This window comes from Aeromonas sp. R7-1 (genome assembly GCF_040908115.1).
Classification (GTDB): Bacteria; Pseudomonadota; Gammaproteobacteria; order Enterobacterales; family Aeromonadaceae; genus Aeromonas; species Aeromonas caviae.
In genome coordinates, this window is sequence record NZ_JBFODD010000042.1 from 46,036 (window position 1) to 65,403 (window position 19,368).

Annotated in this window: 18 protein-coding genes; 9 read left to right on the top strand and 9 right to left on the bottom strand. The window is 62.1% G+C overall.

Annotated features, from left to right (window positions below):
* Nucleotides 1-306: 306 nt before the first annotated feature.
* Nucleotides 307-1,548 carry an ammonium transporter gene (locus tag AB5Y51_RS11150; protein ID WP_042864817.1) on the bottom strand — a complete coding sequence of 414 codons (1,242 nt, stop codon included), beginning with the start codon at nt 1,546-1,548 and terminating at the stop codon, nt 307-309.
* 25 nt (nt 1,549-1,573) lie between these two features.
* Nucleotides 1,574-1,912 (bottom strand): P-II family nitrogen regulator, encoded by a 339-nt coding sequence (gene glnK / locus AB5Y51_RS11155; RefSeq protein ID WP_039040122.1) that lies wholly within the window; start codon nt 1,910-1,912, stop codon nt 1,574-1,576.
* Nucleotides 1,913-2,298: 386 nt separating this feature from the next.
* Between glnK and AB5Y51_RS11160 the strand changes: the two genes are divergently transcribed.
* Nucleotides 2,299-3,300: a sensor domain-containing diguanylate cyclase gene (locus tag AB5Y51_RS11160; protein WP_039040121.1), complete on the top strand. Its 1,002-nt coding sequence runs from the start codon at nt 2,299-2,301 to the stop codon at nt 3,298-3,300.
* 130 nt (nt 3,301-3,430) lie between these two features.
* Entirely contained in the window at nt 3,431-3,844 is a 414-nt protein-coding gene (locus AB5Y51_RS11165; RefSeq protein WP_268453702.1) for a hypothetical protein, read from the top strand.
* A gap of 62 nt (nt 3,845-3,906) precedes the next feature.
* Here the strand turns inward: AB5Y51_RS11165 and AB5Y51_RS11170 are convergent, their stop codons facing one another.
* Both AB5Y51_RS11170 and AB5Y51_RS11175 read right to left on the bottom strand, forming a co-directional pair.
* Nucleotides 3,907-5,901, bottom strand: a complete 1,995-nt coding sequence (locus AB5Y51_RS11170; RefSeq protein WP_039040120.1) for a methyl-accepting chemotaxis protein — start codon at nt 5,899-5,901, stop codon at nt 3,907-3,909.
* A 329-nt stretch (nt 5,902-6,230) separates the two neighbouring features.
* On the bottom strand, nt 6,231-6,587 hold the full coding sequence (locus tag AB5Y51_RS11175; RefSeq protein WP_010675900.1) for a hypothetical protein: 357 nt from the start codon (nt 6,585-6,587) through the stop codon (nt 6,231-6,233).
* Between the two features lie 199 nt (nt 6,588-6,786).
* Here AB5Y51_RS11175 and AB5Y51_RS11180 point away from each other — a divergent pair, with 199 nt between their 5' ends.
* Nucleotides 6,787-7,509, top strand: a complete 723-nt coding sequence (locus AB5Y51_RS11180; RefSeq protein ID WP_010675899.1) for a response regulator — start codon at nt 6,787-6,789, stop codon at nt 7,507-7,509.
* Nucleotides 7,510-7,516: 7 nt separating this feature from the next.
* On the top strand, nt 7,517-8,902 hold the full coding sequence (locus AB5Y51_RS11185; RefSeq protein WP_368178449.1) for an ATP-binding protein: 1,386 nt from the start codon (nt 7,517-7,519) through the stop codon (nt 8,900-8,902).
* Between the two features lie 177 nt (nt 8,903-9,079).
* Here AB5Y51_RS11185 and AB5Y51_RS11190 read toward each other — a convergent pair whose 3' ends face one another.
* Both AB5Y51_RS11190 and yjbD read right to left on the bottom strand, forming a co-directional pair.
* Complete coding sequence (locus tag AB5Y51_RS11190) at nt 9,080-9,289, bottom strand: cold shock domain-containing protein (protein ID WP_010675897.1); 210 nt, start codon at nt 9,287-9,289, stop codon at nt 9,080-9,082.
* Between the two features lie 392 nt (nt 9,290-9,681).
* Nucleotides 9,682-9,966: a DUF3811 domain-containing protein gene (yjbD, locus tag AB5Y51_RS11195; protein ID WP_039040119.1), complete on the bottom strand. Its 285-nt coding sequence runs from the start codon at nt 9,964-9,966 to the stop codon at nt 9,682-9,684.
* A gap of 295 nt (nt 9,967-10,261) precedes the next feature.
* Here yjbD and AB5Y51_RS11200 point away from each other — a divergent pair, with 295 nt between their 5' ends.
* A complete protein-coding gene (locus AB5Y51_RS11200; RefSeq protein WP_010675895.1) occupies nt 10,262-10,384 on the top strand; it encodes a hypothetical protein in 123 nt (40 codons plus the stop codon).
* Between the two features lie 46 nt (nt 10,385-10,430).
* Here AB5Y51_RS11200 and AB5Y51_RS11205 read toward each other — a convergent pair whose 3' ends face one another.
* Entirely contained in the window at nt 10,431-11,201 is a 771-nt protein-coding gene (locus tag AB5Y51_RS11205; RefSeq protein ID WP_041214049.1) for an ABC transporter substrate-binding protein, read from the bottom strand.
* 161 nt (nt 11,202-11,362) lie between these two features.
* Nucleotides 11,363-11,932, bottom strand: a complete 570-nt coding sequence (locus AB5Y51_RS11210) for a single-stranded DNA-binding protein (protein ID WP_010674212.1) — start codon at nt 11,930-11,932, stop codon at nt 11,363-11,365.
* Between the two features lie 517 nt (nt 11,933-12,449).
* Here AB5Y51_RS11210 and AB5Y51_RS11215 point away from each other — a divergent pair.
* Entirely contained in the window at nt 12,450-13,088 is a 639-nt protein-coding gene (locus tag AB5Y51_RS11215) for a LuxR C-terminal-related transcriptional regulator (protein ID WP_167826474.1), read from the top strand.
* 92 nt (nt 13,089-13,180) lie between these two features.
* Nucleotides 13,181-16,009, top strand: coding sequence for an excinuclease ABC subunit UvrA (gene uvrA, locus AB5Y51_RS11220; RefSeq protein ID WP_041211876.1), 2,829 nt, complete (start codon nt 13,181-13,183; stop codon nt 16,007-16,009).
* A 115-nt stretch (nt 16,010-16,124) separates the two neighbouring features.
* On the opposite strand, the gene AB5Y51_RS11225 is transcribed toward uvrA, so the two are convergent.
* On the bottom strand, nt 16,125-16,250 hold the full coding sequence (locus AB5Y51_RS11225) for a hypothetical protein (protein ID WP_010674215.1): 126 nt from the start codon (nt 16,248-16,250) through the stop codon (nt 16,125-16,127).
* A 325-nt stretch (nt 16,251-16,575) separates the two neighbouring features.
* On the opposite strand from AB5Y51_RS11225, the gene AB5Y51_RS11230 reads away from it, so the two are divergent.
* Nucleotides 16,576-17,187, top strand: coding sequence for an OmpW family outer membrane protein (locus AB5Y51_RS11230; protein ID WP_010674216.1), 612 nt, complete (start codon nt 16,576-16,578; stop codon nt 17,185-17,187).
* A gap of 197 nt (nt 17,188-17,384) precedes the next feature.
* A complete protein-coding gene (locus AB5Y51_RS11235; protein ID WP_368178450.1) occupies nt 17,385-19,364 on the top strand; it encodes a methyl-accepting chemotaxis protein in 1,980 nt (659 codons plus the stop codon).
* Nucleotides 19,365-19,368: the final 4 nt, after the last annotated feature.

The following is a 19,368-nucleotide window of genomic DNA, read 5'->3' on the forward strand; positions in this document are numbered from 1 at the left end:
CCGATTACGCTTCGCTAATCGAACCTACGTAGTTGCCACCTCGATTATTTGATTCGTCCAGCCAGGGGCGCTTGCTTGCTCCTCCCCCTGCCAAGGGGGAGGCGGGGAGGGGGTCATGGCCCCATCCGTCAATCGGCACGGCATACCCCTACCTTCCCCTTGAAAAGGGGAGGGGCAAAGCAGAGGGTTCACCGGTTGCATGGCAGAGTGGCATCACTCGAACCGTCCTCCTGCCTTCAGGGGCGCCGAGCCGCCAAAAAAACGGGGCCCGAGGTGTCCCCCGGGCCCCGCAAGCAGATGGCGTGCTTAGATGCTGGATTTGACGCTGACGAACTCGGGGTAGGCATCGATGCCGCACTCGTGGACATCCACACCCATCATCTCTTCCTCTTCGCTGACCCGCAGGCCCATGGTGGCCTTGAGCAGGCTCCAGACCACGAGGGAGACGACAAAGACCCAGCCGAAGATGGTGGCAGCCCCCAGCAACTGGGCACCGAAGGTGGCGCTCGTGTTGGAGAAGGGCACCACCATCAGGCCGAACAGGCCGCAGACGCCGTGTACCGAGATGGCACCGACCGGATCATCGATCTTCAGGCGATCGAAGGCGACGATGGCGTAGACCACCAGGGCACCGGCCAGGGCGCCGATCAGGCTGGCGAACAGCGGGCTGGGGGAGGCCGGGTCGGCGGTGATGGCGACCAGACCGCCGAGGGCGCCGTTGAGGATCATGGTGAGATCCGCCTTGCCCCAGGTGAGCTTGCTGACCAGCAGGGCGCCGACCACACCGGCGGCCGCGGCGGCGTTGGTGTTGACGAACACGGTGCCGATGGCGGTGGCGTCAGCGGCGCTGGAGAGCGCCAGTTGGGAGCCACCGTTGAAGCCGAACCAGCCCATCCAGAGGATCAGGGTGCCCAGGGTCGCGAGCGGCAGGTTGGAGCCGGGGATGGGGTAGATCTCCCCTTGCTTGCCATATTTGCCGCGACGGGGGCCGAGCAGCAGCACGGCGGCCAGGGCAGCGGCAGCGCCCGCCATGTGGACGATGCCGGAGCCTGCGAAGTCGGAGAAGCCCGCCTCTTTCAGGAAGCCGCCGCCCCAGCTCCAGTAGCCTTCCACGGGGTAGATGAAGCCGGTCATCACCACGCAGAACAGCAGGAAGGACCAGAGCTTCATCCGCTCTGCCACCGCACCTGAGATGATGGAGGTGGCGGTGGCGACGAACACCACCTGGAAGAAGAAGTCGGAGTGCAGGGAGTGGCCCGCGTCGTCCGCCTGGCTGCCCATCAGGCTGCCAAAGCTCGGCAGCCAGCCGCCGGCGCTGTTGTCCACGTACATGATGTTGTAGCCGACCAGCAGGAACATGATGCAGGCGATGGCATAGAGCAGGATGTTCTTGGTCAGGATCTCGGTGGTGTTCTTGGCGCGGACCAGGCCAGCTTCGAGCATGGCGAACCCGGCGGCCATCCACATGACCAGCACGCCGGAGATCAGCAGGTAGAAGGTGTCGAGTGCATAGCGCAGCTCGCTGACGGATGTGATCAACTCTTCCATGTCGTATTCCTCAGTTCCAGTCGTATCAAAGGGCATCTGCGTCGGTCTCGCCGGTGCGGATGCGCACGGCGGCCTGCAGGTCATAAACGAAGATCTTGCCGTCACCTATCTTGCCGGTGTGGGCGGCCTTGCTGATGGCTTCGATGATCTGCTCGACGTTGTCGGCCAGGGTGGCGATCTCCAGCTTTACCTTGGGCAGGAAATCCACCTGGTATTCGGCACCCCGGTACAGCTCGGTGTGCCCCTTCTGGCGGCCAAACCCCTTGACCTCGGAAACCGTCAGCCCCTCGACGCCGAGGCTGGCGATGGCTTCGCGCACGTCGTCGAGTTTGAACGGCTTGATGATGGCGGTGATTAATTTCATGCAATATCCCCAATCCTTGTGGTTCACCCAGATAAAGGCAAATATTGCGCCAGAAAAGTATTTTTCTTTTTATTCATACACTTGCTTATTAATCGCAACCCTGGTCAGCGAGGCTTGCCCAATATGGGCAGGGCTGCGCCAAAGGTGTGCACCGCCGTGGTGCAATCTGGCCGGCAGAAGAACGGAAGGGAGCGTGACGGCGCGCAAGACTCGAAAGTGTGCGGGCTGCTACTGTTGTTCAACAAGAGGGCAACCTGGCCGATAACCCGTCATGGCGGGGTGTCGAGGCCAGTCGCCCCCTTGAAGGCTCGACCGGCAGGCCCGGTTTTCCCGCCAGGTCAACAAGCGGAACCGTGGTGCCGAGTAGCAGAACAAGGAAGGTTTTCATGCTGCATGACAATGAGATGACAAGGCTACCGGCCCTCGACGAGGCCGTGATGAGCGGCATGCTGGAGGTGGTGAGCGACGGTCTCTGGGACTGGAATGCCAACACCGGCTATGTCCATCGCTATCCCGGCTGGTATCAGATGCTGGGGTATGAGCCCCACTCCCTCGACAACACCGTCTTTACCTGGGAGAACCTGATCCACCCGGACGATCTGGCGCAGGTCATGGAGAGCTTCGATGCCTGCCTGAGCGGGCGGGCGGCGGACTACCGGGCCGAATACCGCTGCCGTTGTCGTAACGGTGACTACCTCTGGGTGGCGGATTGTGGCCGCATCGTCGCACGCAACCCGGACGGCAGTGTCGCCAGGATGGTGGGGGCACACCGCAACATCCACGCCCAGCGGGAACTCTACGCCCGGCTGGAGCTGCAAAACCGCACCCTGGAGCAGCAGGTTGCGCAGCGTACCGCCGAACTGGAGCGGCTCAACCAGGCCTTGCAGTTCCAGGTGGAGGAAAACCGTCGCCTGGCGGAGACGGACTCCCTGACTGGCGCGGCCAGCCGCTATCGGCTGGAGCAGGCGGTGCGGCTGGAGCATGAGCGCGCCAAGCGCTTCAAGGAGCCCTTTGCCGTGATCGCCATGGACGTGGACGACTTCAAGCAGATCAACGATCGCCATGGCCACGGGGTGGGGGACCAGACTCTGATCGATATCGTGCAGCTGACCCGGGGCTGCATCCGCGAGATCGATCTGCTGGCCCGCTGGGGGGGTGACGAGTTCATGCTGGTGCTTCCCAATACCCGGTTGCCCGACGCCCGGGTGGTGGCCGAAAAGCTGAGGCAGCGCCTGAGCCATGCCAGGGTCAAGGGGATCGAGCCCGTGACCTTGAGTTTCGGGTTGGTGGAGTCCGACCCCGACGAGCAGGTGTCCCACCTGATGGCACGGGTCGACAGGGCGCTCTACCGGGCCAAGCTGGCGGGCAAGGACCAGCTCAGCGGCTGACAAGGGCACTGGTCGGAGCCGCTACGGGGCTTTTCCCCCCCGAATACGGCTTGACCAAGGGATTTTCTTGACTCCAATTCATCCCGCTGGTTTCATGCGCGCTCTTTTCATTCTTGCGAGATGTATCTTCATGAAAAAGTCCTTGCTGATTGCCCTGACCGCCCTGCCTCTGGTTGCCCACGCCGGCCTGATGGATTCCCTGACCGACACCGTGACCAGCAGCGTCACCAGCACCGCCAAAGAGATGGCTGGCAACGCCATGGACACCGCTTCCAACGAAGCGATCAAGAAGGCCCTGGACATCAAGGAAGGCGGCTCCAACAAGCAGGCCATCAAGGACAAGCTGGGCGCCCCGGCCAGCACCAAGACCGACGCCGGTCTGGAAGTGTGGACCTATGACCTGGGCGCTCTGAACAAGGCCTCCCCGCTGCTGGCCGAGACCACCAAGTCCCTGCTGAAAGACTCCGAAGTGGCCCAGAAGAACGTGGTCATCAAGTTCGAAGGCGAGACCGTGAAGACCCTGAACCTGGCCAACAAGGCCTGAGTCCTGGCAAGGTGAATGAAAAAGGGGCCCGCGGGCCCCTTTTTGCTGCCTGGTGTTCAGGCTCACACCTTGAAGCGGTGCACCAGTGCCAGCAACTGGCGGTTGGACCCCAGCAGGGTGGCGGCGCTCTGCTCCGTGTTGCCGCCGTTCTCCACCAGGAGGTTCAGCATGTCGCGAATGCTCACCATGTTGCGGTTGATCTCCTCGGTCACCCGGCTCTGCTCCTCGGCAGCGGTGGCGATCTGGCTGCTGAGATCGTGGATTTGCACCACGGCGTCGGCCATGGTGTCGAGCCCGCCGGTGACCTGCCCCGTGGTGTCGGCCGCCGCCTGGCAACTGCGCTTGGTCTGCTCCATGGCGACCACGGCCTCGGCGACCCCCTGGGTGAGCCGTGACAACATGCTGCCCACTTCGGCGGTGCTGTTCTGGGTGCGTGCCGCGAGGGCACGCACCTCGTCGGCCACCACCGCGAAGCCCCGGCCCTGTTCACCGGCCCGGGCCGCCTCGATGGCGGCGTTGAGCGCCAGCAGGTTGGTCTGGGCGGCGATGCCGCCGATCACCCCGAGCACGCTGCCGATCTGCTGGGCATCTTCCTGCATCTCCAGTACCTTGGCGGCGGCGAGATCCACCTCGTCGATGAGTGCCACCACGCTGGCGGAGGCTGACCCCACCACCTTGCGGGAGCTGGCCGCCTGACCATTGGCGGCCTCGGTGAAGCTGGCGGAGTCGTTGGCGTGGCGGGCAACGCTGTCGGCGGTGGAGCTGAGTTCGTTGAGGGCGGTGACGACCTGATCGGTTTCGCTGGCGTGTTCTCCCAGGATCCGCCTGGCCTGCCCGGTCTGCTGATCGAGCTGGGCCAGCTCGCGGGTGATGAGGTCGGTGGCGGCGGTCACCTGCACCATCATCTGTTGCAGGAAGGCGATGAAGCGGTTGACCGACAGGGCGATGTTGTCCAGCTCGTCATGCCCTTTGACCTGGATGCGGGCGGTCAGATCGGCGTCGCCGGCGCTGAGGGCGTCGATGTTGAGCTTGAGGGTCTGCAGGCGGCTGCCAAGCTGGCTGATGGCCAGCACCATGAGCACGAACAGCAGCCCCGCCAGGGGGAGCTGGATGCTCGCCAGGGTGGCGAGCACATCCCGGCTGTCCTGGGTCAGGGTGCGGGTCGGCAGGGCGGCGGCCAGCAGCCAGGGGGTCCCTTCGATGGCCTCCATCAGCAGGGTCTGCTCCTCACCCTGATCCTGGAAGGTGGTGCGCAGCTGCCCCTTGCTCGCATCCTGGCCCAGCAGGCCGCTGATGGCGAGGGCGAAGGGATAGTCAGCGTGGGCGGAGAGGTTGCCGAGCACCACATCCCCGGTCAGACGGGCGTTGCGGCTCAGGATCTTGCCGTCAGCCTCGATGATCATCACCTGACCGCCGATCTCCTGCTCTTTCTTGGCCACCAGGTCGTTGAAGAAGCCCAGGGTGACGTCTATGGTCGACACCCCGTAGAGGGCGCCATCCTGGTAGATCCCCATGGCGCAGTTGGTTCTCGGCTGCTGGCTCGCGCCATCCTTGTAGGCGGCGGCCCAGGCACAGACGCCACGGGGCGCCTGCTGGCCAGCCTTGTGCCAGGGCTGATCGAAATAGTTGGGCGCCTCTGCCGAGTTCCAGTAGGTGTTGGGAATGAGGGCGTTGGACGCATCCCTGTGGAAGAAGGTGCTGAACTTGGCGCGCCCCGCCTCCCGCTTGTCCGGCAGGGGCCAGATGCCGCCACCGAAGACCATGCCGTTGCCGTACTGGTCGATGAGGGCCGGGAGCTGGGCATCTATCTGCTCGCTCGGCAGTTGTGCCACCAGTTGGGTAATGCTGCGCGACTGGGTCTGGACCCCGTTGAGCTGGTCACGGATGTCGGTCGCTATCTCGCCGACTCGCAGCGCCACGTTCTCCTCCCCCGCTTTTTGCAGGGCGGGGGTGATCCAGATCTGGATGCCGATCACCGTCAGGGCGCACACCAGCGCCATGAAGCCCAGAAAAACGGCGGTATAGCGCCCCTTGATTGTGCCCAGATTCCATCCCATAACGACTCCTGTCCACTGTGCCCGGGATCGTGCCCGCGTCTGTTGTGTGAGGGACCATTATGATTTATTTCGAAAGTGAAACGTTTGTTATCGCTCACATAACATGATGCGGCCAGGCAGGAAAAGGTGAAAAAACTGGGGGGTGGAGACAAAAAAGGGTGGCTTGCGCCACCCTGTCGTTTTCGCCGGTGTCGGGGCAGGGCCCCGCCGGATCACGGGTCTGCTTCGGCAAACCGCTTCATTACGTCGACTTACTGGTTTGCTTCTGCGAACTGCTTGATCATCTCGACTTACTGGTCTGCTTCGGCAAACGGCTTCATCACGTCGATTTACTGGTTTGCTTCTGCGAACTGCTTCATCACCTCGGCGTGCTTGATCATGCCGTCGGCACGCAGACCAAGGTTCTTCACGAACTCAGCCTTCTTGGCCGGATCTTCAATCTTGTCGTAGCGCTGTTGCAGATGGGCCTGGATCTGTTCCGGGGTCATGTTCTTCATGCGGGCCATCTTGTCGTGGCGGCCGCCATGATGCTTGCCGCCCATCATGCCGGTACCGTCCATGGGGCAACCGGTCGCCGTGGCCTGGGTCGGTTGCGCGGTGGAGACCGCCTCGCTGGCGGCATAGGCGCCCAGCGGCAGGCCGAGGATCAGGGTGGCGGTCAGCAGGGTCTTGGTCAGCTTTTTCATGGGTAACTCCTGTCGGATGTGTACGGGTAGAGGCTCTTTCGCCTTGGTATCCAGTAAACACCGTGGAAGTGTCTGAAATTTGCCAGTAGAGGCCTATTTTGTAGCAGAGTGTGGCACAGGGGCGTGCTGGCACACTTTGACACAACCCGCCCGGTTGATTTTCGTATAATCGCCCCAGCCCGATAACGGAGAGATGATGATGAACCAAGGCAGCCCTCATATTCTGGTGGTCGATGACCACAGCGAGATCCGCGATCTGCTCAAGCGCTTTCTGGAGCAGCATGGCATGCGCGTCAGTTGCGCCCGCGATGGCAAGGAGATGAAGCGGCTGCTGGATGAGCGGGAGTTCGACCTGCTGGTGCTGGATCTGATGATGCCGGGGGAGGATGGCCTCACCCTGTGCCGCGAGCTCAGGGTCAAATCCCGCCTGCCGATCATCATGCTGACCGCCATGGGGGAGGAGACGGACCGCATCATCGGCCTGGAGATGGGGGCGGACGACTACCTCTCCAAGCCGTTCAACCCGCGGGAGCTGCTGGCCCGCATCAAGGCGGTGATGCGCCGTACCCAGGCGGAGAGCCTGCCCGTGCCGGAGACCTTGACCCGGGATCTGCGCTTCGATCGCTGGCTGCTCGACGTCAATCGCCGAGAGCTGGTGGACGAGGAGGGGGTGGGGATGAGCCTCTCCACCGCCGAGTTCGATCTGCTCAAGGTGTTTCTGGAGCGGCCCCAGCGGGTGCTGAGCCGGGATCAGTTGCTGGATCTGGCCCGTGGCCGGGAGGCGGTGGCCTTCGATCGCGCCATCGATACCCTGGTGAGCCGACTGCGGCGCAAGCTGGAGCGGGATCCCAAGAATCCTGAGCTCATCAAGACCATCTGGGGTGGCGGTTACCTGTTCGCCGCCGACGTGACCCAGGAGTGAGGCCGACATGATCAAGCGCGTCTTCGCCAGGCTGCTGCCCAAGGGGTTGACCGGCCAGATAGTGCTGGTGGCCCTGGCGGGGCTGGTACTGATCCAGCTGCTCAGTATCCAGATCTACCGCTCGGACAGGGAGGAGGCCCTCGGTTACGTCAACAGCCGCAACGCCATGCAGCGCATCATCTCCGTGGTGCGCCTGCTCTCCCTCTCTCCTCCTTCCCTCTATCACGAGATCCTCAAGGCGAGCCGCAGCGAGACCCTGCTGCTGCGTCTGGCCGACGAGCCGTTGCAGCCGGACAACCGCAGCCCCCGCTTCGAGAAGCTGGTGCGGGCCAAGCTCGGCTATCCATCCTCCCTGGCGGTGGAGATCAGCGCCGAGCTGAAGCAGGACATCCAGCGCAGCCGGGCCTGGCAGCACCACAACCGCATGATGAAGGATCGCAACGGCATGCCGCCGCCCCAGGACATGCGGCTCTACGGCTCCATCGAACTGCCCAACGGCGGCTGGCTCCAGTTCAGCTCCCTGGTGGACAAGGAGACGGCGAGCTGGTCCTGGCAGACCACCCTCAACCTGCTGCTGGTGGCGAGCCTGGTGATCGGCCTGATGATCTGGCTGTTCCGCCGGGCGACCCGTCCCCTCAAGCAACTGGCGGCCAACGCCGACAGGCTGGGGCGTGGTGAGGACATCGAGCCCCTGCACGAGGAGGGGCCCACCGAGATCCGCGAGTCCATCCAGGCCTTCAACCGGATGCACACCCGGCTCGATCGCTTCGTGCAGGACAGAACCCGGATGCTGGCCGCCATCTCCCACGACCTGCGCACCCCCATCACCAGCCTGCGGCTGCGCAGCGAGTTTCTGGCGGACGGGGAGGACAAGGAGCGCTTCCAGCAGACCCTGCAGCAGATGGAGCAGATGCTGGCGGCGACCCTGAGCTTTGCCCGGGAGGAGGGGCAGCAGGAGGCGACCCGGGAGCTGGATCTGGTCAGCCTGCTGGAGAGCCTGTGTGACGACTATGCCGACATGGGCCAGCCCGTCACCTGCCTGGCCGAGGGCAAGCAGGTTTACGCCTGCCGGGCCAACACCCTGCGCCGGGTGCTGCAAAACCTCATCGGCAACGCCATCAAGTACGCAGGGGGGGCCGAGGTCTCGCTGGTGCGCGGTGACGGCGAGTTGCTGATCCTGGTTCGCGATCAGGGGCCGGGGATTGCGGAGAGCCAGCTGGAGGAGGTGTTCAAGCCCTTCGTACGCCTGGATGAAGCCCGCAACACCGAGTCTGGCAGCGTGGGACTGGGGCTCGCCATCGCCCGCACCCTGGTGCACCAGCACGGCGGCGAGCTCAGCCTTCACAATCGCCAGGAGGGGGGGCTGGAGGCGCGGATCAGCCTGCCCCTGTAAGGAACCTGACCAGGAAATGGGGCACCACCAGGGTGCCCTTTTTGCTCCCCGTGGCGAGAGGGAAGCAGGGCAACACGCCGGTCACCCGGAAACGGGCAACAAAAAACCCGCCGAAGCGGGTTTTTTCAATTCTTGCTGAGGCCCTTGCCCAAAGAGGGGAAGGTGCTCCGGCTTGAATTACTGCGGAACGACGTTCGCAGCAGCCGGGCCTTTCTGGCCTTGCTCAATGGTGAACTCAACGCGCTGACCTTCTTCCAGGGTTTTGAAACCGTTGGACTGGATGGCGGAGAAGTGAACGAACACGTCTTTGCTGCCGTCAGCCGGGGAGATGAAACCGAAGCCTTTCTCGGCGTTGAAGAATTTTACGGTACCAGTCATTTTGGACATGATAATTTCCTTGAGTAGTGATTAGTGAAACGCCACCGGAGCGGCAATCCATGATTTTTCGTCAGAAATACGTATGGGGAGCACTAAAGAAGGAGAATTATCTGGCAAGAATTATCGGGGATAACTGCCTGCACAAATCACTGCTTTAAGATGACTGCCTAACATAATCAGGTCTGAACTACCGAACCATCGAAAACGATTAGAACACGCACACCCTGTCATGGCAATCTTTATCTTGGTATTCGTTTCAGTCAGTGATGGCTGGATAGGCGTTTTATCCGGGTGTGCATCAGCTGCCAGGGGCCTCCTGCTGCCCTTTTCAGGGGGATGACATGACGCTCTACCAGCCCCCTTTTTTGCAGCAGCGTCATCTGCGAGCATTCATGCTGCCGTTACCGTCTGCCACGGTATTTGTTGCTGACGGAATCGGACCAGCTGAAGGTGTCGGGCAGTACTTGGGCACTGGCTCGCTCTTTGGCTTTCTCCCGCGCCAGTGCGGAAGCCGCCTTGGCGGCCTGGGCGCGATCGGCGGCGATCTTCTGGCGTCCTGCCTCACGGATCTTGTTGCGCTCCCCGTTGGTCAGGGTGTGATCGGCATTGGCCTGGGCCTTTTGCACCAGCAGGGCAATCTCGGCTTTCTCGGCCTCGGTCAGATCCTTCATTTCCAGCTTCTTCATGACGCGCTCCTGCGATCGTTGAATGCCCACCCTAACACACATCCATCGGAGACAGGCTGACCATCCGTCCCCGGATGCCAAAAGTGTCGCCCGGTCGTCATTTCCCGGGGGAGCACGCCGCGGGGCGCCTGGCAGACAGGCGCTGCCGGGAGGCTGGATCCCGGCGGAAGATTGGGAGTATGCTGAGGCCAGTGCGATCCCCGATCGTCACTGTTGGCGTACTGAAATCCACGATTCGGCTGACATGCTGGAACACCCGTTTCAACTGTCCAGGTAACCTTTTTGGAGTCTGATGATGAGCAACAAAGAACAGCATCACGGCAAAGATGCCAAGAAAAAACCGCAGATGTCACTGAAAGAGAAACGCGAAGCCAAACGTCAGAAAGCAGAGCTGAAAAACGGCAGCGCGATGAAGTAACGCTCCATCCACTGCGGCTCCCTGGAGCCGGTATCAAGCCAGTCCATCATGGGCTGGCTTTTTTGTCTCCGGCAGTAGAGGTGGTGCCATAGGCGGCAAAGATCCGCTCATAGCGCCCGTCCGCCTTCATCTTGGCGAGCTGTCTGTCGAACCATTGTCGGTGGCCCGCCTCGCGAAAGGCGAAGTGGTAGTGAGTCGGGGGGAAGAGGTCGTGCTGTCTGACCTTGTCCTTGGGATAGCGGTCGCCCTCCTGGTCATCCCCGAGCAACTGAGCCAGATAGTAGTAGAACACCCGCTGTTCCAGGATCACGGCATCGGTGCGCCCGAGCAGGAGCCGCTGTACCTGTCCCTCCTGCCTCGCCACCTCTTCATAACGGGGATTCTGGTCGACGATGTCGGAGAAGGTCGTTCCCAGAATCTGCCGTGCACGCTGGAAGGCACTGACTCGCAGGGTCTGCAAATCCTTCATGGTGTGGACTGCAGTCGGCGCCAGGGTAAAGACCCGGTTGTGGAAGGTGATCACCGGCTGTGAGAGGTAGGCGCTTTCCAGCATGCCGGGTTTGACGTTGATGATGGCGTCCAGCTTGCCTTCCTCCAGCATCCTGAAGGTGCGCTCCAGGGGAAGATAGACGACCTGCAGCTCATGGGGGCTGCCTGCGAAGGCCTCTCGCATGAGATCGAGTTCAATGCCCCTGTCTTCGTGGCTGATGACATAGGGAGGAATGGCAAAGCTGACTCCCACCCGCAGCGGCTCCGCGGCAAGGTGGCCGCCGAACATCAGCAGGGCGAGGCACAGCAGACGGCTCAAGTGGTTCATGCAGGTTCCCGAAGGGAGAAATCGTCTCGATGATAGCCACAAGCCTGGACGAAGGGGACGTAAAGCGCGGGAAAGTGGCAGCAACATGGTCGTCGGGGGAGGTGAATGCGTCAGAAACAGGTAAAAAAAGGCCCTGATGAATCAGGGCCTGCCGCAGGGGATCAGAACGGAATATCGTCGTCGAAATCCATCGGCGGTTCGTTGTAGACCGGCGGGGCGGATTGCGGCTGCTGGGCCGGACGGCCGTAACCGCCTTGCGGTTGCATGTTCTGCTGCGGGGCAGCAGGACGTTGCATGTTCTGTTGCGGTGCAGCCTGTTGCGGCTGGCCCCAGTTGCCCTGGGATGACTGGCCGCCCATGCCTTGGCCACCGCCCTGCGGACGGCCACCCAGCATCTGCATCACACCGGTGAAGCTGTCGACCAGCACCTCGGTGGTGTAGCGCTCCTGGCCGCTCTGATCCTGCCATTTGCGGGTCTGGAGCTTGCCTTCCACATAGACCTGGGAGCCCTTCTTCAGGTACTCGCCGGCCACTTCGGCCAGCTTGCCCATGAAGACGACACGGTGCCATTCGGTGCGCTCTTTCTGCTCACCGGTCTGCTTGTCGCGCCAGGTATCGGAGGTGGCCAGGGTGATGTTAGTCACGGCACCGCCGCTCGGCATGTAGCGCACTTCCGGGTCTTGCCCCAGGTTACCGATCAGAATGACTTTGTTGATGCCTCGACTGGCCATAATCTCTCTTCCACCCTTATGTATACCGGCCAGGCCAGATGCCTGGGCCCATTCAATAATGCGTTTGTTTGCAACGAGATGCGCGCCCTGGCTGGGTGTCATCTCTCTTCAGTGTCCTGGCTGCGCCGGAGCTTGCCGGCAGAGGCGTCATGGATCGGCCGCAGCGTTTGGCCGCCATAGTACCAGTTGACGGGCATGAGCGCACATCTTCCCTGCCACTGTGGCGTCAATGGATCGCCACAGCCTGAGTAACTTACCCGAGGTAAGGTGTCACCAGCAAGGGGAGGAGGCTGGGGCAGGCTGCGTGAAGAGGGCGGAGCTGTTATGGTGCGCACCGGCACTACTTGACCCCCCAAATGGGGGGGGCGTGCTAGCCAATTGTATTGGCTGGAAAATTGCTGGGCTTCAAAGGAGCCACCGATGCGTCTAATACTTTTTTAATGCTGCAGCCAGGAGGGGGATTGGTACTCTTCCTTGCCAAAAAGCCCCGACTCGAATGTGCAAGGAAGTTCTCTTGATGACGCCCGACTCCCTCCTGGTGCTGATCACCGAAAATAACGCACAAGCCTCCCGTTTCCAGCGTCACCTCAGTGAAGAGCTTGGTCTGCCCATCTTGCTGGTGGGGGAGCTGAATGACCTGCCAGACGTTGCAGAGGGCGCCCCCAAAACCTTGCTGCTGATCGATCTGGACTACCTCAAGTCGACCCAGCAGGAGCTGTGGAGCAACATCATCTGCCAGCGCTTTGGCGAGGCCAGTGCCGTGTTGCTCAATGCCCCGACCAGCACCAACAAAGAGCTGCTGCTGATGTGGCCCCATACCAGCGGGCTCTTCTTTCGTCAGGACACGCTGGACAGGCTGGTCTTCGGCATCCGCAAGGTGTTGCAGGGGGAGTACTGGATCCCGCGCCACCTGTTGTGCGACCTGGTGGACTACTACCGCAAGGGGAGCGGGCAACCTCAGCGTCAGCAGACGCTGCTGACCGCCCGCGAGCAGGAGATCGTGCGTCACCTGATGACGGGGGCCTCCAACACCGAGATCGCCGACAGCCTGTTCGTGAGCGAACACACCGTCAAATCCCATCTCTACAACGTCTTCAAGAAGCTGAACGTCAAGAACCGGCTGCAGGCGGTGAGCTGGGCCAAGGAGTATCTCTGAGGAAGGGGTACGGAAGGAAAGACTGTCTATTCATCCAGTAGTCTCTATGCCATACTGGCCCGCTCTGGTTCCCGTATCGAGCGCGCAACAAGATGGAAAAAATCGTGATCCGGGGTGCCCGCACCCACAACCTCAAGAACATCAACCTGATCCTGCCACGTGACAAGCTGATCGTGGTCACCGGCTTGTCCGGTTCGGGCAAATCCTCCCTGGCGTTCGATACCCTCTATGCCGAGGGGCAGCGCCGCTATGTGGAGTCCCTCTCCGCCTATGCCCGCCAGTTCCTCTCCCTGATGGAGAAGCCGGACGTGGACCACATCGAGGGGCTGTCGCCTGCCATCTCCATCGAGCAGAAGTCCACCTCCCACAACCCGCGCTCGACCGTCGGCACCATCACCGAGATTTACGACTACCTGCGGCTGCTGTTCGCCCGGGTCGGGGAGCCACGCTGCCCGACCCACGCCATTCCGCTCGCGGCCCAGACCATCAGCCAGATGGTGGATCAGGTGCTGGCCCAGCCCGAAGGCGCCAAGCTGATGCTGCTGGCCCCCGTGGTGCGCAACCGCAAGGGGGAGCACACCAAGCTGCTGGAGAACCTGGCGGCCCAGGGTTACATCCGCGCCCGCATCGACGGCGAAGTGTGCGATCTGTCGGATCCTCCCGCCCTGGAGCTGCACAAGAAGCACACCATCGAGGTGGTGGTGGATCGCTTCAAGGTGCGCGATGACCTGGCCCTGCGCCTGGCCGAATCGTTCGAAACGGCGCTGACTCTCTCCGGCGGCATCGTGCTGGTGGTGCCGATGGACGGGGAGGATGGGGTTGCCCCCATGACCTTCTCCGCCAACTTCGCCTGCCCCGAGTGCGGTTACTCCATGTCGGAGCTGGAGCCCCGGATCTTCTCCTTCAACAACCCGGCGGGGGCCTGCCCCACCTGTGACGGTCTCGGGGTGCAGCAGTATTTCGATCCCGCCAAGCTCATCCATGATCCGGGCCAGAGCCTGGCCGGCGGCGCCATCCGTGGTTGGGACAAGCGCAGCTTCTACTACTTCCAGATGCTCAAATCCCTGGCCGATCACTACAAGTTCGACCTGGAGAGCCCCTGGGAGGATCTGCCGCTCAAGACCCAGGAGGTGATCCTGCGCGGCTCCGGGCGCACCGAGATCGAGTTCCGCTACATGAATGACCGCGGCGACGTGGTGGTGCGCAAGCACCCGTTCGAGGGGATTTTGCACAACATGGAGCGCCGTTACCGGGAGACCGAATCCAACGCGGTGCGGGAAGAGCTGGCCAAATACATTGCCAACAAGTCCTGTACCAGTTGCGGTGGCAGCCGACTGCGGGAAGAAGCCCGCCACGTTTTCGTGGACAATCGCAACCTGCCCGCCATCGCCGAGCAGTCCATCGGCGATGCCCTGGCCTTCTTCGAAGGGTTGAACCTGTCCGGTCAGCGTGCCCAGATAGCGGACAAGATCCTCAAGGAGATCGTCGAGCGGCTCGGCTTCCTGGTGAACGTCGGCCTCAACTATCTGAGCCTGTCGCGCAGTGCAGAGACCCTCTCCGGTGGCGAGGCGCAGCGGATCCGGCTGGCCAGCCAGATCGGGGCTGGCCTGGTGGGGGTCATGTACGTGCTGGACGAGCCCTCCATCGGCCTGCATCAGCGTGACAACGAGCGGCTGCTCAAGACCCTGACTCACCTGCGTGATCTCGGCAACACCGTGATCGTGGTGGAGCACGATGAGGATGCCATTCGCCTCGCCGACCATGTGCTCGACATCGGCCCGGGGGCTGGCGTGCACGGCGGTGCCATCGTCGCCCAGGGGACGCCGGAGGAGATCATCGCGAACCCCGAGTCCCTGACCGGTGACTACCTCTCCGGGCGCAAGCAGATCGCCATCCCGGCCGAGCGCACCCCGCTCACCGGCAAGTGGCTGAAATTGAAAGGGGCTAGCGGCAACAACCTGCGCAACGTCAACCTGGATCTGCCCATCGGAGTGATGACTTGCGTCACCGGCGTCTCCGGTTCCGGCAAGTCGACCCTGATCAACGACACCCTGTTCCGCATCGCCCACCGCGAGCTCAACAAGGCCACCGAGTCCACGCCTGCGCCCTATCGCAGCGTCGAGGGGCTGGAGCATCTGGACAAGGTGGTGGATATCGACCAGAGCCCCATCGGCCGCACCCCGCGCTCCAACCCGGCCACCTACACCGGCCTGTTCACCCCGATCCGCGAGCTGCTCTCCGGCACCCAGGAGGCGCGCTCGCGCGGCTACCAGCCGGGCCGCTTCTCCTTCAATGTGAAGGGGGGACGCTGCGAGGCGTGCCAGGGGGACGGGGTCATCAAGGTGGAGATGCACTTCCTGCCGGACGTCTACGTGCCGTGCGACGTCTGCAAGGGCAAGCGCTACAACCGCGAGACCCTGGAGGTGAAGTACAAGGGCAAGAACATCCACGAAATCCTCGAGATGACGGTGGAAGATGCCCGTGCCTTCTTCGATCCGGTGCCGGCGGTGGCGCGCAAGCTGCAGACCCTGATGGACGTGGGCCTCTCCTACATCCGGCTCGGTCAGTCCGCCACCACGCTCTCTGGCGGCGAGGCGCAGCGGGTCAAGCTGGCGCGGGAGCTCTCCAAGCGGGACACCGGCCAGACCCTCTACATCCTGGACGAACCGACAACGGGGCTGCACTTCCACGATATCCAGCAGTTGCTCAAGGTGCTGCACCAGCTGCGGGATCGGGGCAACACCATCGTCATCATCGAGCACAACCTGGACGTCATCAAAACCGCGGACTGGATCGTTGATCTGGGCCCGGAAGGGGGCGCTGGTGGTGGCCGTATTCTGGTGACGGGTACGCCTGAGGAGATGAGCCGTTGCAAGGAGTCCCACACGGCGCGCTTCCTCGCTCCTCTACTGGAGAAATAAGCGTCACTCGAGAAAAAGGGGCCAGGGCCCCTTTTTTGTTGGCCGGTGGCGAGGTGCGCCGATCTGGCGTCCGGCCAGGGATGAGAGGGAGAAAAGAGGGACTCGTCCGGCAGACTCAGTGTGTCAGCATCAGGAAGGCGAGGGCGAACAGGAAACCCAGCAGAATGAAGAGGAAGGAACCTATCCCCCAGATGGCGGCAAGAATGCCGAGAATTTTGTCTTTGCGTGTCTGTGGTTTCATAAAATTCAAATTACAGCATGGTTACATCGCATTAATAAAATACGCCCCGGGGCATAATTAAACAACAATTGAAAGGTGATATGAAGATGTTTAAGGTGTATTTAATTGGTATTTTACATTTCATGCTGATGCAGTAATTTAAGGCATCATCATGTATTTGAATGACTTTTTATTTTCATCTGCGGTTTGATTGCCCAATCAAAGCTGCCGTGTACATCTATCTATTTCTTGATAACTATTGAGCTAAATCAATAACCGGCCATTCACATCCTTTTATAGTTTTCGGGCTTGCAACATAGAAAGAAAACAAAAAAGGAATAATGTGATGAAAAAGATCCTTCCTCTGTTAATCGCAGCCGCTTTTGCTTCCCCCGTCGCCATGGCACATCAGGCCGGTGACATCCTGGTCCGTGGTGGCCTGGCGTTCGTCTCTCCCCAGACCAGCAGTGACAACGTGCTGGGGACAGGCGAGCTGGAGATCGACAGCAACATGCAGCTTGGCCTGACCCTCTCCTACATGTTGACGGACAACTGGGGTGTCGAGCTGCTGGCCGCGACCCCCTTCTCCCACTCGGTGTCGACTGCCGGCCTGGGTGAGGTCGCCAAGGTCAAACACCTGCCGCCGACCCTGATGGCGCAGTACTACTTCGGTGATGCCAACAGCAAGGTGCGCCCCTATGTGGGGGCCGGTATCAACTACACCACCTTCTTCGACGAGGAAGGGCGCGGTGCCCTGGCCGGGACGGATGTGAGCGTGGACTCCTCCTGGGGGATGGCGGGTCAGGTGGGCCTGGACATGGCGATCAATGACCGCTGGTTCGTCAACGCCTCCGCCTGGCTCATCGACATCGATACCGATGTACACACCGCCGTGGGCACCATCAACACCTCCATCGATCCGGTGGCCTTCATGTTCGGCGTCGGCTACCGCTTCTGATGACAAACGTGGCCGATGCACGGCCATGACAACCAAGCATGTCTCTTTGGCCCGGCTCTGTTCGGGCCCTTTTCTGCCTGCCATGTCACGCCAACTGTGATCTGGCCCGCCATCGCGTCACGAACCGCTATTCCATTGCACCCCGCTGCCGATAACCTCGGCATTCACCCCTTTCCCCAACGAGTGAGGATGCCTCCATGGGTTTATCTATTGTGCAGCGGATCATCGCCGGCTTCGTGCTGATGCTGTTGTTGCTGGTTTTGCTCGGCTTCATCAGTATCTTGAAGATCCGGGGGATCAACGAGGGGCTCTCCCAGGTTTCTGATCGTGCCACCCCCCTGGTGATCGCGGTCGCCGGGCTCAAGGGCGCACTGCAGGACAGCAACCGCTGGGTGCTCACCTACAGAACCAGCGAGGAGGCGGCCCAGTTGCCGCAACTGGCCAGCCAGTTCAAGGCGCAGCAGGAGCGTTTCCTGGCCCAGAGCAAGGAGATGGCCCGGTTTGACGGGGTGGCCGAGGCGAGCGAGCGGTTCCGCCAGGTCGACGGGGCGACCCGCGAGTTCTACGGGTTGGCGGATCAGGTGCTGACCCAGCACGGCCAGTGGGTGGCCGCACTCGATCGGCGCCATGAACTGGAGCTGGCGTTCATCCGGCTGGAAGATACCTACCAGTGGGCCGCCGACCTGTTGTTGCAGCAGACTGCGAGCAAACGCTCCATGCGCAACAAGGCCGAACTCATCACCTCCGGCATTGCCCGGGATCTGAAAAACATCCGCCGGGCCGATGCCAAGACCGATCTCAATGAATTGGAGAAGGTGCTCGGCAAGGATATCGAGATGGCACGCAAACGGCTCGAACGGGTGCAGGTGCCCGATGACGTGAGGCAGCGTTTCATCGTCAACCTCGATCGGATGCAGGAGCTGGCCCTCGGCCCGAAAGGGTTGCTGGCGACCATGCGCAATGGCCAGCAACTGGCGGCCTCACTGCAGTCCCTGAACCAGCAACTCGACACCAGCCTGGTCAACAGCCTGGCGCTGCTGGACGAGATGGCCAAATCGGCGGGCAGCATTGCCAGCGCGAGCCGGGTCGGGGCGGATGACGCCGTCAGCAGCGCCAGCGCCTGGATCCTGATCGTGTCTGCCATCTCCGCGGCCGCCGCGCTCCTCATCGGTTACACCACGGCCCGCAGCATCCAGCGTCCGCTGCAACTCATCGATCGGGAGCTGGATCGCATGGCCACGGGTGACATGACCCGGCGCATCGACTACCAGAGCCGCTGCGAGTTCGGCAGCCTGACCCGCTCCATCAATACCCTGGCTGACAAGACTGGCGAGTTGCTCGCCCAGATCAATGCCGGCTCGCGCCATCTGGTGGACGAGGCGAGCCGCGCCGCCGAGATAAGCGAGCGGGCCATGTCGCGGGTGCAGGATCAGAAGAGCCAGACCGATCAGGTGGCTGCCGCCATCACCGAGCTGGAGGTGAGTGCCACCGAGGTGGCGCGTTCCACCGATGGCACCAAGCGCGAGGTGGACCTGGCGGATGAAGAGGCCCGCGCCGGACGCAAACAAGTGGCGACTACGCGCCAGATCACCGAACAACTGGCGGGTGCCATGGAAGAGGCGGTCGGCATCACCCACAAGCTGGGGGAATTCAGCAACAACATCGGCAGCATCCTCGACGTGATCCGCAGCATCGCCGAGCAGACCAACCTGCTGGCGCTGAACGCGGCCATCGAGGCGGCCCGGGCGGGGGACGCAGGTCGCGGCTTCGCGGTGGTGGCGGACGAGGTGCGGGCACTGGCGAACCGGACCCAGACCTCGACCGAGGAGATCCAGGCCATGATCGAGAACCTGCAAAGTTCCAGCAAGCACGTGGTGGCCGTGATGGCACGCAGCCAGGAGCAGACCCAGGATTGCGTGGCCCAGACCCGGGTGATGGACGAGGCACTGCAATCCATTGCCGAGCGGATGAGCGCCATCAAGGCGATGGCGGATCAGGTGGCTCATGCCGCCCAGGAACAGATCTCCGTGAGTCAGGGGGTTGCCCGTCATGTCGCCGGCATTGCGGATGTGGCTTACGAGACCGAGCGGGAGGCGCGTGAATCGGCCAGCAGCAGTGAGGTGCTGGCGGATCTGGTCGCCAAGCAGCAGCAATTGATCGCCCATTTCAAGGTGTAGGAGG

Excerpts from the sequence above, each read along its gene's own strand:
- AB5Y51_RS11190 (WP_010675897.1), bottom strand. The coding sequence starts at position 9,289 with ATGTCCAAAATGACTGGTACCGTAAAATTCTTCAACGCCGAGAAAGGC.
- AB5Y51_RS11205 (WP_041214049.1), bottom strand. The coding sequence starts at position 11,201 with ATGAACCACTTGAGCCGTCTGCTGTGCCTCGCCCTGCTGATGTTCGGC.
- AB5Y51_RS11150 (WP_042864817.1), bottom strand. The coding sequence starts at position 1,548 with ATGGAAGAGTTGATCACATCCGTCAGCGAGCTGCGCTATGCACTCGAC.
- AB5Y51_RS11215 (WP_167826474.1), top strand. The coding sequence starts at position 12,450 with ATGACGCCCGACTCCCTCCTGGTGCTGATCACCGAAAATAACGCACAA.
- AB5Y51_RS11185 (WP_368178449.1), top strand. The coding sequence starts at position 7,517 with ATGATCAAGCGCGTCTTCGCCAGGCTGCTGCCCAAGGGGTTGACCGGC.
- yjbD (WP_039040119.1), bottom strand. The coding sequence starts at position 9,966 with ATGAAGAAGCTGGAAATGAAGGATCTGACCGAGGCCGAGAAAGCCGAG.
- uvrA (WP_041211876.1), top strand. The coding sequence starts at position 13,181 with ATGGAAAAAATCGTGATCCGGGGTGCCCGCACCCACAACCTCAAGAAC.
- AB5Y51_RS11235 (WP_368178450.1), top strand. The coding sequence starts at position 17,385 with ATGGGTTTATCTATTGTGCAGCGGATCATCGCCGGCTTCGTGCTGATG.
- AB5Y51_RS11180 (WP_010675899.1), top strand. The coding sequence starts at position 6,787 with ATGAACCAAGGCAGCCCTCATATTCTGGTGGTCGATGACCACAGCGAG.
- AB5Y51_RS11230 (WP_010674216.1), top strand. The coding sequence starts at position 16,576 with ATGAAAAAGATCCTTCCTCTGTTAATCGCAGCCGCTTTTGCTTCCCCC.
- AB5Y51_RS11225 (WP_010674215.1), bottom strand. The coding sequence starts at position 16,250 with ATGAAACCACAGACACGCAAAGACAAAATTCTCGGCATTCTTGCCGCC.
- AB5Y51_RS11210 (WP_010674212.1), bottom strand. The coding sequence starts at position 11,932 with ATGGCCAGTCGAGGCATCAACAAAGTCATTCTGATCGGTAACCTGGGG.
- AB5Y51_RS11200 (WP_010675895.1), top strand. The coding sequence starts at position 10,262 with ATGAGCAACAAAGAACAGCATCACGGCAAAGATGCCAAGAAAAAACCG.
- AB5Y51_RS11165 (WP_268453702.1), top strand. The coding sequence starts at position 3,431 with ATGAAAAAGTCCTTGCTGATTGCCCTGACCGCCCTGCCTCTGGTTGCC.
- AB5Y51_RS11160 (WP_039040121.1), top strand. The coding sequence starts at position 2,299 with ATGCTGCATGACAATGAGATGACAAGGCTACCGGCCCTCGACGAGGCC.
- AB5Y51_RS11170 (WP_039040120.1), bottom strand. The coding sequence starts at position 5,901 with ATGGGATGGAATCTGGGCACAATCAAGGGGCGCTATACCGCCGTTTTT.
- AB5Y51_RS11175 (WP_010675900.1), bottom strand. The coding sequence starts at position 6,587 with ATGAAAAAGCTGACCAAGACCCTGCTGACCGCCACCCTGATCCTCGGC.
- glnK (WP_039040122.1), bottom strand. The coding sequence starts at position 1,912 with ATGAAATTAATCACCGCCATCATCAAGCCGTTCAAACTCGACGACGTG.